Below are 12759 nucleotides of genomic sequence, written 5' to 3'. Positions count from 1 at the left end.
GGACAGTACGAACCCGATTGGTTCAACTAAACCGCTGAAGTACACAGCGGTAAGTTTCACTGTAGCTCGCCAATCGGACCTTTAGGGGCAGTTGATTCCCACTAGGGAATCTTACTGCCCATTAAGGTGGGGTAAAGCGAAACTTCCATTAGCGGACGGGTTTCCCGCTAATGGTTAGTCCCGTTCTACTGCCGCTAAAATCTTCCCTATCGTGAAGATTGTAAGCGGACAGTACGAACCCGATTGGTTCAACTAAACCGCTGAAGTACACAGCGGTAAGTTTCACTGTATCTCGCCAATCGGACCTTTAGGGGCAGTTGATTCCCGCTAGGGAATCCTACTGCCCATTAAGGTGGGGTAAAGCGAAAATCAGTTTGTTTTGTACGGTTACATAACCATTCCGCCATCGATATGAAGAGTTTGCCCTGTCATGTAGGAAGAATCCTCGGATGCTAGGAAAACAACGGCTTTCGCAATATCGCCAGGTTCTCCAAAGCGCGCAAGAGGAATTTGTTTGAGCATTTCCGCCTTTACCTCTTCGGTTAGCTTGTCCGTCATATCGGTGGTAATAAAGCCTGGAGCGATTGCATTTACATTAATATTCCTTGAAGAAAGCTCCTTGGCTGCCGTTTTTGTAAGGCCGATGACCCCTGCCTTCGCTGCGACATAGTTAGCTTGCCCAGGATTTCCGCTTACCCCAACAATTGAAGCAATATTGATAATGCGGCCGTTCCGCTGTTTCATCATTTGGCGTGTAACGGCTTTAGTGCAGAGGAAAACTCCTTTTAGGTTAATGTTTATTACATCATCCCATTCGGATTCCTTCATCCTCATTAACAGATTATCCCTTGTAATACCCGCATTGTTAACAAGAATATCAAGGGTACCAAACCGTTCAACGGTTTCCTTTACCATAGCAGCGACGGCGTCCGAATTAGAAACATCTCCCTGTATGGCAAAAGCTTCCCTGCCCATCGCCTTGATTTCTTCAGCAACTTCATTTGCCTTTGCTTCGCTTCCAGCGAAATTAATTACGACGTTCGCGCCTTGCCTCGCAAGTTCAAGGGCGATTTCACGTCCTATCCCTCTGGATGCGCCTGTGACAAGTGCCGATTTGGCTTCGAGCTTCATTCTTTTTCCTCCTTAAGGGCAGCAATGGTATCCTTGCAGCTCTGTTCATCGGACACTGAATAGATTTTCACGTCCCTGCTGATCTTTTTCACAAGGCCGCCAAGCACTTTACCAGGTCCAAACTCAATGAATGTATCAACACCCAGCTCGATCATTTTCTGGACAGAATCTTCCCACAATACAGGGGAATAGAGCTGCTTGACCAAGTTTGCCTTAATTGTTTCGCCATCTTCCATAGGCATGGCATCGGCATTTGCGATTACTGGAATGGCTGCTTTCCTGATTTTCGCTCCGTTAAGGACATCGCTTAGCCTTTCGGCAGCAGGTTCCATCAGGCTGGAATGGAATGGGCCGCTCACTTCAAGCTGTTTTACCCGTTTCGCTCCTGCCTCCTTTGCTTTCTCACCGGCAAGCCTGACACCTTCAGCGGTTCCGGAAATAACGATTTGTCCTGGGCAATTGATATTGGCCAATTGTACAGGATGGCCGTCAGAAGTGACAGCCGCGGCTGCTTCCGCAAGAGGCTCGCGATCAAGCCCCAACACGGCAGCCATTGCTCCTAAACCGTCCGGAACTGCCTCTTCCATGAATTCTCCTCTTTTTCTCACAATGCAGACCCCTTCATCAAAAGAAATGGCGCCTGCTGCGACTAGAGCGGAATATTCACCAAGGCTGTGCCCGGCAGCATAATCGGCTTGAATCCCAGACTCGCGGAATAATTCCAGAAGAGCCGTGCTGACTGTAAGCAATGCAGGCTGTGTATTGACTGTTTTGGTCAAGACCTCCTGTGGACCTTCAAACATGATGTCCGACAGGCTATAGCCCAGTAGCTCGTCGGCCTTTTTGAATAGAGCCTTGCTTTTTTCATGATTCCCGGCAAGCCCTTGCCCCATGCCAACCGTTTGGGAGCCTTGGCCCGGAAAGATAAATGCTATTTTACCCATTGAAGCACCTCGTAATTAAGATTCGTGTCGAACCTGATTTGCATTTTCTGCAGACTGTTTAATCAGGCCCGTGACATTATTTGCAACCATTTCTCGCGTTTGGCGGATAGCGCTGAAAATCGCTTGGGCATTCGAGGACCCATGCGCTTTTATAACAGGCGCCTTCAATCCGAATAATGCCGCCCCACCGTACTCGGAGTAATCCATCTGGTTTTTAAGAACCATCAGGTCAGGTTTAAGGATTGCTGCCGCGAGTTTGCTTTTCAGGCTTGATGTAAGCGTACCCTTCAGCATTTTAAAAACAGACATCGCCGTGCCTTCGACCGTTTTCAAAACCATGTTCCCTGTAAAACCGTCAGTGACGACAACATCGGCGATTCCGTTCAGCAAATCCCTCGCTTCGACGTTTCCGACAAAATTCAAGTCCGATTGCGCCATTAAGGAATATGCCTGCTTTGTCAAATCGGTTCCTTTCTTTTCCTCGGTTCCGATATTCAGGAGGCCAACCCTAGGCTTTGCGACGCCCCTCACTTTTTCAGAGTAAACAGAACCCATTAGAGCAAATTGAAACAGATGCTCAGGCTTGGCATCAACATTGGCTCCAACGTCAAGCAATAAAAACCCTTCTCCGCCAATTGTCGGCAAAGTCGGAGCCAGTGCAGGCCGGTCTATCCCCTCGATGCGTCCAACAACAAAAAGGCCCGATGCCATCAATGCCCCCGTATTGCCGGCGGAGATGCAGGCATCCGCGGCTCCATCCGCTACCTGCCTGGCAGCGAGGACCATGGAAGCATTTTTTTTCCGCCTTACTGCCCTGACTGGCTCATCGGTGCTTAGAATAACTTCATCTGTATGCAAAATCGATATCCTGTCATGCCCTGTGAATGTTTCCTTTATTTTTGCCTCATCGCCGACAAGCAAAATCTCGATGTCGTTATAAGTATCAACAGCTTTCATGGCGCCAAGGACGATTTCCTTCGGCGCATGGTCACCGCCCATTGCGTCAATTGCCAGCTTCATCCGCATTGCCACCTCTGCTTTTATTTGAACGGAACATGTCAAATTCCCCAATGAAAACCGGCTCATTGTTCACATAGCTTGTCACTTCGACCAATGTTCTGCCGCTTTCATTGTCGATGCGGGTTACCTTTGCTTTTGCAATAACCCTCTCGCCTTCGTGTACAGACCGTTTAAATTGCAGGCTGGATTTGGCAGTCAGGGCAAGTTCATCATTGATGACCGCAACTGCAAGGGAGTTTGCCTGGGCAAATAAATGGTGCCCCCTGGCAATCCTGTTCCGCTTAAAAACATGCTCTTTATTAATATCCAAAATTGAAATCGCGCTTTGGTCCAAATCGATATCGATGATGTCCCCAATTACTTCGTCAATAGGCAGGGAACGCACTTCATCCTCAAACCGTTTTTCAGCAACATTCTTAATCCGTTCCCGCAGCTCTGGTATCGAGAGCTCGAGCCGGTCCAGCCTGATTGTCTGGACGCTGACGGAAAAGTGCTCCGCCAATTCCTCATCTGTAATAAACGGGTTTTCTTTTATGGTTATCACCAGTTCTCGCTGGCGTTCCTTCTTGTTTCGTTTCATATGCATCCTCCGCCATTGCTCTTATGACTAGGTACTAACAGTAGTATAAAAGTAAGATATACAGATTGCAAGAATAATTATCCTGCCTCCTCGCATCAATCGAGCTTTTCCCCTTTAAGAATCCCAGCCTCGATTAACCCAGTCCTAAGGTTTTCATATTCTGGCGACTCCCAGAATGCCCTTGACTGGACTAGCTTTGCCGCATCCTCCCTCGCTGTTTCAAGAGCCCGGTAATCATGGACCATATCGGCAACCTTGAACTCTGGTATTCCGCTTTGCTTTTTGCCAAAAAAGTCGCCTGGCCCCCTTAGCTCAAGGTCCTTTTCACTAACAACGAAGCCATCATTCGTTTCGGTCATGATTTTCATCCGTTCTTTGCCCACTTCGGATTTAGGTTCCGCGAGCAATATGCAATAGGATTGATCACTTCCCCTGCCTACCCTTCCCCGGAGCTGGTGAAGTTGAGCAAGGCCGAACCGTTCCGCGTCATAGATGACCATCATTGTGGCATTTGGTACGTTGACGCCCACTTCCACAACAGTTGTCGAGACAAGGACCTGGATTTCATTTTCGGCAAACGCCCTCATGACCTCCTCTTTTTCAGCAGAAGGAAGGCGGCCGTGCATAAGACCTGCCTTGTACCTGTCCTGAAAATAGAAAACAAGCGAGCTGTGGACATCAATCGCGTTTTGGACGTCGAGTTTATCCGATTCTTCAATCAAGGGGCAAATCACATATGCCTGGCGTCCCTTCCGCAATTCCTTTTCCATGAATGCGAGAACCCTGTCTAGCATATCCTCCCTGGCCCAATACGTTTCGATCGTTTTTCTGCCGGCAGGCATTTCGTCAATAACCGAAACATCCATTTCACCAAAAACAGTAATCGCAAGCGTCCTTGGAATGGGAGTCGCCGTCATGAACAGGACATCTGGGTTTTCGCCTTTTTCCCTAAGGACCCTGCGCTGCTCTACTCCAAATCGGTGCTGTTCGTCGGTAATGACGAAGCCAAGGCTCTTAAAAACAACTTCCTCTTGAATCAGCGCATGTGTGCCAATCAAAATATCGATTTCTCCCGCGGCAAGGGCTGCAAGAATTTCCTTCCTCGCCTTACCTTTTACAGAGCTCGTCAATAGCTCGCAACGAACGCCAATTGGCTCAAAAAGCTCTTTTAGGGATGAGGAATGCTGTTCAGCCAATATTTCCGTCGGGACCATCAGGGCACCCTGCCTACCCGACGAAACACTTGCAAAGAGGCCAATCGCGGCAACGACCGTCTTCCCTGAACCTACATCCCCCTGCAGCAGGCGGTTCATTCTGAAAGGCGACTTCATGTCGGCCAGGATTTCATTCACAACTCTCTTTTGTGCTCCAGTAAGCGGGAAAGGCAGACTATCAATAAATTGCTTTAGCCGTGCAAGGTCGTAGTTCTGGACTATGCCAAGAGATTGCTCCCTCTCAAGTTTGCGGAGTGCTTGCATTTTCAGCTGGAAAGCCAAAAATTCCTCGTACACAAACCGGCGCCTTGCTTTTTTGACATCCTCAGGCGTGTCAGGAAAATGCATGACCTGCAGCGCGTCCCTGCGGTTAGGAAGCCGATACTTTTTAATCAGTCCATCAGGAAGCGTTTCCTCCATTTCATTCCCATAGAGAGCAAATGCCTGGGCGATATATTTTCGCATATTTTTCATAGTTAGGCTGCCACGCAATGCGTAAACCGGCTCGAACATTTTCCCTGCTCTATTTTCACCGAAGTGCATTTCGGAAACGGTGATAGCCATTCGGTGCAGGTCCCACTTTCCAGTGACTGTCACCGTTTCATTAATCGTTATTTTATTTTTCAGGTATGGCTGATTGAAGATGATTGCCTGGACGAGGTACCGCCCTATGAGGATACGGACTGTCATCCGGGATTTATTTTTTGAAAAACGGGCAAGGGAAGGCTCGCTATGAACCTTCCCCTCCACGGTTATTCTTTCATCATGCTTCACATCAGCCAAATCACGCAGCCTGTAGTCTTCGTAGCGGTATGGGAAATGTTCGAGCAAATCCTTGATCGTAACAATATTCATATCTGCCAGAAGCTCAGCTGTTTCATCGCCAATTCCTTTTAGGACTTTTACTGATTGCATGAGATTTATATTCACTTTTTTGTCAGCGGGATTCCAAAAATCTTCGCTTCCAGCTCCCTACCGGTTGGAGTCGCCGCCAATCCCCCCTGTGCAGTCTCTTTTAAAGCTGTTGGCATCGATTGGCCAATTTTAAACATAGCATCGATTACTTCATCGCATGGAATGCGGCTCTTGATACCTGCCAGCGCCATATCCGCGGCGACCATCGCATTTGCCGCACCCATTGCATTCCTTTTAACACATGGTACCTCAACAAGTCCCGCAACAGGGTCGCAGACGAGACCCAGCATATTTTTCAAAGTTATAGCCATTGCTTCGGCACATTGCTCCGGCGTTCCACCCGCAAGCTCGACAAGTGCTGCCGCCGCCATGCCCGCAGCTGAACCAACCTCTGCCTGGCAGCCGCCAGCAGCTCCGGAAATAGAAGCATTATTGGCGACTACAAAGCCGAAGGCCCCTGACGTGAATAAAAACGAAACCATTTGTTCGCGTGTCGGGTTCAGCTTATTTTTTACAGCAAACAATGTTCCCGGAACGACGCCGGCTGATCCTGCGGTCGGAGTCGCGCAAATGGTTCCCATTGCCGCATTCACTTCGTTTGTCGCAACTGCCTTGCTCACGGCGTCAAGCAGCGTTTCACCGGATAAAAAATTCCCTTTTTGGATATATTGCTGCATTAGGACGGCATCCCCGCCTGTTAGCCCTGAATGGGACTTTACACCTTTAATTCCTCGTTCAACGGCCTGTTCCATGACCTCGAGGTTACGGTCCATCATGGAAATGATCTCTTCCCTTGACCGGCCTGTTACTTCTATTTCCTGTTCTATCATGATTTCTGCTATTTTAACATTTCTACTGGTTGCCAATTCGACCAGCTCTGCCACGTTGCGGAACATCCGCCATCCCCCCTTTGGGTTTTTCCTCTAGTTAATCAACGATTTTTGTTACTTTTAGGATATTCGGCAGTTTTTCGATTTCATCCAATATATCCTGCCCAATATTGTGGTCAACCTCAATAGTCATTAGTGCCATTTTCCCCTTTTCCTTCCTGGAAACTTCCATATGGCCAATATTAATCTTATGATTGGCCAGAACATTGGCGACATTCGCGATTGCGCCGAACTTGTCGTTATGGACAACCAGGATGGCAGGGTGGTGCCCTGATAGTTTGAGTTCAAAACCGTTCAGCTCGGTAATCTCTATTTTCCCGCCGCCAATCGAAATGCCGACGAGTTCAAGCTCACCTTTGTCGTCTCCGATGATTACCCTTGCAGTATTTGGGTGGTCAGTCAGCGCATCTTCCTCGATGAACCGGATTTTCATCCCATTTTCCTGCGCCAGTTCTATAGCATCGATAATCCTTTGATCGTCAGTATCAAAATCAAGCAAACCGCCAATTAATGCGACATCGGTTCCATGCCCTCGGTACGTTTTTGCAAAAGAACCATAGAGTGATATATTCGCCCATTTTGGCTCCCGGCCAAACAGGCTCCGGGCAACACGGCCAATCCGTGCGGCTCCAGCTGTATGTGAACTAGATGGCCCTATCATAACCGGGCCGATAATATCGAACACACTTTTATATTTCATGTTGACCTTCCCCTTATCCGCTCGGGCATAGCCCTTTATACTTTCGAAGCCCTATCCTATATATTAACGAAATTCTGTGCATTTTGACAAATTCTTTTACTGATAAAAAAAGAAGAAAAGGCATCCGCCATTTCTAGCAGTATGCCTTGTCTGAAATTGTCCGTTTTATTCAATTGCAAAAATGAAAGAATATAACGGCTGTTCGCCATTGTGGATTTCAATCTCGACATCGGCGAAATTATCTTCCACAAATGAAGCAACTGCAGCGGTCTCTTCCTCCGTGACGTCCTCACCCCGGAGAATTGTCAAAATCTCAGAATCGTCATCTAGCATTTTTGCAAGAAGTTCTTGCGCTGCCGCAACCTTTTCCTTGCTCTTGACAACAATTTTCCCTTCATTAATTCCCATGAAATCATCTTTTTCGATATCGAGGCCATCTATGCTCGTATCCCTAACAGCAAAAGTGATCTGTCCGGTCTTAACATGTCCCATAGCTTCAGCCATTGCGGCTTCATTGGACTTCATCTCCGCACCCGGATTAAATGCAAGCAATGCAGACAACCCTTGTGGAACCGTTTTCGACTGGATGACAACCGCTTTCGGGCCGGTTACTTCCGCGGCCTGCTGGGCAGCCATAATGATGTTTTTATTGTTCGGGAGTATAAATACCTTTTCGGCGTTGACATCCTCTATTGCCTTAACGATATCCTCGGTGCTTGGGTTCATTGTCTGGCCGCCTTCAATGACAGCATGTGCTCCGATGCTCCTGAACAATTCGGCAATTCCCGCACCCATTGATACTGCGACTATTCCATATTCCCGGCGTTCTTTAGGCGCATTTGCTGCTACAAGTGGCGTTTGGGTTTCACCTACAATATTCGTATGCTGCTGGCGCATATTTTCGATTTTAATGTTGATGAGATCCCCGTAACGCTGCCCATAACTCAGCACTGTTCCCGGCTGCTCGGAATGGATATGTACTTTGGCAACATCCTCATCGGCTATCACCAGGAGGGAATCGCCGTATTGGCTAAGGTCCTGCCTGAATGTCTCTTCCTTGAAGGGTTTTCCTGCAAGTTTGTCCGCTTCGAACCTGACCATGAATTCAGTGCAATAACCAAATTCAATGTCTTCTGTATTCATATAGGATTGTACACTTCTGTGATGCTCTGCACTTATTAAATCATTCATAGACGGCAAAGTTTCAGGTGAATCAGGAAGCTTTTCCCCTTTAAGCTCAGCAAGGAATCCTTCATAGACAAAAACGAGTCCCTGTCCGCCGCTATCAACCACTCCGACTTCCTTCAGGACAGGCAGGAGGTCAGGCGTCCGCTTCAAGGATGCTTTCGACTCGGCCAGGACTGCTTCCATGATTTCAATAATATCATCTGTTGTCTTTGAAGCCTGTACTCCTTTTCGGGCGGAATCCTTTGCTACTGTCAAAATTGTGCCTTCTACTGGCTTCATGACGGCTTTGTAGGCGGTTTCAACCCCTGATTCAAGCGCTGCGGCAAATTCCTTCCCGCTGATTGACGCTTTATTTTCAATCGCTTTTGCGAATCCCCTGAATAGCTGGGACAGGATTACCCCTGAATTTCCTCGAGCTCCCATTAACAGTCCTTTTGAAAGGGCTGTTCCGACCTTGCCTATATGTTCCTGTACATTGTTTTTTACTTCCTTCGCGCCGGATGTCATCGACAGGTTCATATTTGTTCCGGTATCGCCATCAGGCACGGGAAAAACATTCAGGGAGTCAACCAGCTTCGCATTGGCTGAAAGGTGGTTGGCACCCTGAATTACCATTTCCGCAAATTGTGTACCGTTTAACGCTTTTATAGACACTAATGCTTCCTCCTCACTACGGGTTCGTTACACGAACTCCCTGGACGTAAATATTTACCGAGTCAACCGTTAAACCAACCGTTTTTTCGAGGGTGTATTTCACTTTCGATTGCACGTTGTGGGCAACCTCGGAAATTTTCGTTCCGTAGCTAACGATAATGTACATATCAATATGTACCTGTTCGTTTTCCTGGCGAACAATGACGCCGCGCGTGAAATTCTCTCTCCTCAATATTTCAGTGAGGCCGTCCTTGATCTGGTGTTTTGAAGCCATCCCAATAATGCCATAGCAGTCTATCGCCGCACCGCCTGAAATAGTCGCGATCACTTCATTTGAAATATCAATTTGCCCGTACTTCGTTTTCATTTCGATGGACATGAACGTTCCCCCTTTTGGTAGTTGCTCATTTGCTAAAGTCATTTTACTATAGTCCAGTCTTTTTTGAAAGTTAAACTGCCCTGCTTATTATACAGCAACATGTCCTGTTTAATGTCAAGGTTTTTTTCTTGAAAGCTTTTGTTTCATCTATTGCAATCATTATCTTTGTATGATAAATTATTAAAGTATCTTTTAGAAACGGGGACTGACTTCTTTTCCCCGCTCCGGGCAAAACCGGATATGGCGAAAATGTAATAGAAAAGTACTCGCTTATGGATGTTAAGGAGGGAAATAATATGCCACGGCAATGTGTTATCACCGGCAAGAAAACTTCAACTGGCAATAACCGTTCTCACGCTATGAACGCTAACAAGCGTACATGGGGTGCCAACCTTCAAAAGGTCCGCATTCTCGTAGACGGAAAGCCAAAACGTGTTTGGGTATCCGCAAGGGCGCTCAAATCCGGCAAAGTAGAACGTGTATAATGTTTTTCAAGGACAGGCATCCATGTGGTGCCTGTTTTTTTATACTTATTCATTTTGTTTTTGTTTTGTAGGACAAGACGGCCTTTTAGAGCTTCTAGACCTACATATCCCCCGAAAAAGGAAAAGCACCCTCAAGGAAGGGTGCCGTGCCATTACATTTCTTATTCGCCTTTTCTAAACATCCCAATCATCGCCCGGACAAGACCACCCAGGAATCTCGGCAGTTTGATCGTATAAAATCTCATAATGCCCCTCCTCACCTTTCCACACGGCTCATTCTTTCCTGCACTCTTATTTAGGATATTCCGCTCATTATAAATAAGTACATAAAACCATTGAGCAAATTAGTCATTGCTCCTTATGACTATTAATATGCCTTCGGAAAATGAAAAAGTACCTGATTCCCCAATTAGTTCATTGCTGACACAAAGGGTCGAGCCCCTGGGAATGCGGCGGTTTTCAAGGGGGTATTTAAATCCTTTCAATGTTAGCCCGGACACATCCGTTGTCCCTGGGAAAAATGAAATATATTTTTTTTCGCTGCTTTTATCAACCTGATAGAGCCCAGGTCCTTTTACATAGATAATATTGGTCATGTCAATCAGGTTAATCTCAAGCGGCCGGTTTTCAAGGGCGAATTTTCCAAGAAGGTAGAGGTTGGCTAGGAAGTGGTCCATTCTGCCGCCGGTTGCGCCAAATATCCCGATTCGCTCTGGTTTCTGGGCGACTGCCCAGGAAAGCGCGAGTTCCATATCCGTTTCGTCTTTTTCGGGCTTGAACTTTTTCAAATCAGGAACGGATGTTTCAAATTCCGCCAATTCCTTCTTTGTAACGGAATCAAAATCCCCAAAGGCCGCATCGGGTTTAATTCCTTTTTCAAGCAATACCGCCGTGCCCCGGTCGACCCCTATCCATCTTGTTTCGGCCGCATCGTATTCCGCAAGCGGAGGAATGTATGCCTGCGGGCCGCCCCCAACAATATTGATAATCAAATTAGCACCTCCTCTTCAATCCTTAACTGGCGTTTTAATAAACACTCATTTAACTATGAGGACACCAAAGAAAAAGCCAGCATAAAGCTGGCTGTAATGGTTTATTCCTGCTAACCGCGAATTTCGGCAATGGCTTTTTCCCTGTCAGCCTGGCCGTAAACGGCGGAACCGGCAACAAGCACATTTGCACCTGCTTCAATGCAAAGTTTTGCTGTGTCGCGGTTCACTCCTCCGTCTACTTCTATCTCAATTTCGACACCAGCCTGCTCCGCCATCGCTTTAACTTCACGGATCTTATCAAGGACGCCCGGAATGAATTTCTGGCCGCCAAATCCTGGATTAACAGACATCAGCAAAACCATGTCCACATCCTCAAAGATTTGCTTGATAGAATCTACGGGGGTTGCGGGATTGAGGACAACTCCTGCTTTTACGCCGAAGCTTTTAATAAGGTGAATCGTTCTGTGCAGGTGCCGGCACGCCTCTACATGGACAGTGATGTAATCAGCTCCTGCCTTTGCGAATGCCTCAATATACTGGTCTGGGTTTTCAATCATTAAGTGCACATCAAGAGGAAGCTTCGTTATCGGCCGAACAGCCTCGACGATTAGCGGCCCAATGGTAATATTCGGTACAAAGTGGCCGTCCATGACATCAATATGGATGTAGTCCGCTCCGCCCCGCTCTACATCCTTTATTTCCTCACCAAGTCTTGAAAAATCCGCTGAAAGGATTGATGGGGCTATTTTTATCATAACTAGTACCTCGGCTTTCTGTCTTTTATTTCTTGTAAAAAATCCAAGTAATGTTCATATCGGTAATGAGGGATTGTACCTTCTTCAACCCCTGCCTTTACCGCGCATTTCGGCTCCTTCACATGTAGGCAGCCTCTGAATTTGCAATTTTCACTTGCGTGCGAAATCTCTGGGAAACATCCACCAAGCTCAACGGCCTCGATATCCTGGAATTCCAATGAACTGAAGCCAGGGGTATCGGCAACGAGCCCTTCCCCTATTTCGATTAATTCTACATGGCGGGTTGTATGCTTTCCTCTGCCAAGATGGGATGAGATATCGTTTGTTTTTAATTCCAGCCCCGGCCGCAGAACATTCAAAAGCGAGGACTTCCCAACACCGGATTGGCCGGCAAATACGGATATTTTCCCTCCGAGATGTGGATGAAGCTTTTCAATTCCATCCTCTGTTTCTGAAGAAGTGAGGATTACTTCATAACCTGATGACCGGTAATCTTCCGCATATCGTTCAATCTCGATGAGTTCGCTTTCGCTCGCTAAGTCTGTTTTCGTAATGCAAATAATAGGTTCAATATGGTTGTACTCGACAAGGACAAGGAAGCGGTCGAGCAAGGCGGGGTTGAACGCAGGCTCAACAGAGGAGAAAACAAGGATTGCTCTATCAACGTTTGCAATAGGCGGCCTTGTTAGCTCGTTTTTTCTCTCCTTGATTTCAAGGATATAGCCTTCCTGATTATTCTCCTCCTGGAAGACAACATCATCCCCGACCAATGGGGTAATGTTATTTTTACGAAAAATGCCTCTTCCCCTGCACTGCGTTACTGTCCCATCATGGACTACATAGTAGAAACCGCTTAATGCCTTAATGATTTTCCCTTCAGGCATATACACACTCCTTGATTCTTTTTTCCAA

At 47.0% G+C, this 12759-nt stretch carries 14 protein-coding genes; 1 reads left to right on the top strand and 13 read right to left on the bottom strand.

Annotated elements, in window-relative coordinates; translation table 11 throughout:
* Positions 1-387: 387 nt before the first annotated feature.
* From fabG to AR337_RS00740, 9 genes are all read right to left on the bottom strand, one after another.
* The gene (gene fabG / locus AR337_RS00780) at positions 388-1131 is read right to left on the bottom strand and encodes a 3-oxoacyl-[acyl-carrier-protein] reductase (RefSeq protein WP_059170106.1); all 744 of its coding nucleotides are present in this window, start codon (positions 1129-1131) and stop codon (positions 388-390) included.
* Positions 1128-2075, bottom strand: a complete 948-nt coding sequence (gene fabD, locus AR337_RS00775; RefSeq protein WP_059170105.1) for an ACP S-malonyltransferase — start codon at positions 2073-2075, stop codon at positions 1128-1130. The genes fabG and fabD overlap by 4 nt, the downstream gene beginning before the upstream one ends.
* 15 nt (positions 2076-2090) lie before the next feature.
* Complete coding sequence (plsX, locus tag AR337_RS00770) at positions 2091-3095, bottom strand: phosphate acyltransferase PlsX (protein ID WP_059170104.1); 1005 nt, start codon at positions 3093-3095, stop codon at positions 2091-2093.
* Positions 3079-3675, bottom strand: a complete 597-nt coding sequence (gene fapR / locus AR337_RS00765) for a transcription factor FapR (protein WP_059170103.1) — start codon at positions 3673-3675, stop codon at positions 3079-3081. Before fapR ends, plsX begins: the two co-directional genes overlap by 17 nt.
* A 95-nt stretch (positions 3676-3770) precedes the next feature.
* Complete coding sequence (gene recG / locus AR337_RS00760) at positions 3771-5804, bottom strand: ATP-dependent DNA helicase RecG (protein WP_172797484.1); 2034 nt, start codon at positions 5802-5804, stop codon at positions 3771-3773.
* An 11-nt stretch (positions 5805-5815) separates the two neighbouring features.
* The gene (sdaAA, locus tag AR337_RS00755) at positions 5816-6700 is read right to left on the bottom strand and encodes an L-serine ammonia-lyase, iron-sulfur-dependent, subunit alpha (RefSeq protein WP_059170101.1); all 885 of its coding nucleotides are present in this window, start codon (positions 6698-6700) and stop codon (positions 5816-5818) included.
* Between the two features lie 31 nt (positions 6701-6731).
* Positions 6732-7394, bottom strand: coding sequence for an L-serine ammonia-lyase, iron-sulfur-dependent subunit beta (gene sdaAB / locus AR337_RS00750; protein ID WP_059170100.1), 663 nt, complete (start codon positions 7392-7394; stop codon positions 6732-6734).
* A gap of 165 nt (positions 7395-7559) precedes the next feature.
* Positions 7560-9236 (bottom strand): DAK2 domain-containing protein, encoded by a 1677-nt coding sequence (locus AR337_RS00745; protein WP_059170099.1) that lies wholly within the window; start codon positions 9234-9236, stop codon positions 7560-7562.
* Between the two features lie 16 nt (positions 9237-9252).
* A complete protein-coding gene (locus AR337_RS00740) occupies positions 9253-9615 on the bottom strand; it encodes an Asp23/Gls24 family envelope stress response protein (protein WP_059170098.1) in 363 nt (120 codons plus the stop codon).
* Positions 9616-9911: 296 nt separating this feature from the next.
* Between AR337_RS00740 and rpmB the strand changes: the two genes are divergently transcribed.
* Entirely contained in the window at positions 9912-10100 is a 189-nt protein-coding gene (gene rpmB / locus AR337_RS00735; RefSeq protein ID WP_059170097.1) for a 50S ribosomal protein L28, read from the top strand.
* 161 nt (positions 10101-10261) lie between these two features.
* Here rpmB and spoVM read toward each other — a convergent pair whose 3' ends face one another.
* The 4 genes from spoVM to rsgA form a co-directional block, all read right to left on the bottom strand.
* The gene (gene spoVM, locus AR337_RS00730) at positions 10262-10345 is read right to left on the bottom strand and encodes a stage V sporulation protein SpoVM (protein WP_059170096.1); all 84 of its coding nucleotides are present in this window, start codon (positions 10343-10345) and stop codon (positions 10262-10264) included.
* A gap of 99 nt (positions 10346-10444) precedes the next feature.
* On the bottom strand, positions 10445-11092 hold the full coding sequence (locus AR337_RS00725) for a thiamine diphosphokinase (RefSeq protein ID WP_059170095.1): 648 nt from the start codon (positions 11090-11092) through the stop codon (positions 10445-10447).
* 110 nt (positions 11093-11202) lie between these two features.
* Positions 11203-11847: a ribulose-phosphate 3-epimerase gene (gene rpe / locus AR337_RS00720; protein ID WP_059170094.1), complete on the bottom strand. Its 645-nt coding sequence runs from the start codon at positions 11845-11847 to the stop codon at positions 11203-11205.
* Positions 11848-11849: 2 nt separating this feature from the next.
* Entirely contained in the window at positions 11850-12731 is an 882-nt protein-coding gene (gene rsgA / locus AR337_RS00715) for a ribosome small subunit-dependent GTPase A (protein WP_059170093.1), read from the bottom strand.
* Between the last annotated feature and the right edge of the window lie 28 nt (positions 12732-12759).

This window comes from Bacillus sp. FJAT-27445 (assembly GCF_001510665.1).
In the GTDB taxonomy this organism is placed as follows: Bacteria; Bacillota; Bacilli; order Bacillales; family Cytobacillaceae; genus Bacillus_D.
The sequence above is the reverse complement of the archived record's forward strand: the minus strand, read 5'-3'. Positions and strand labels throughout refer to the sequence as shown.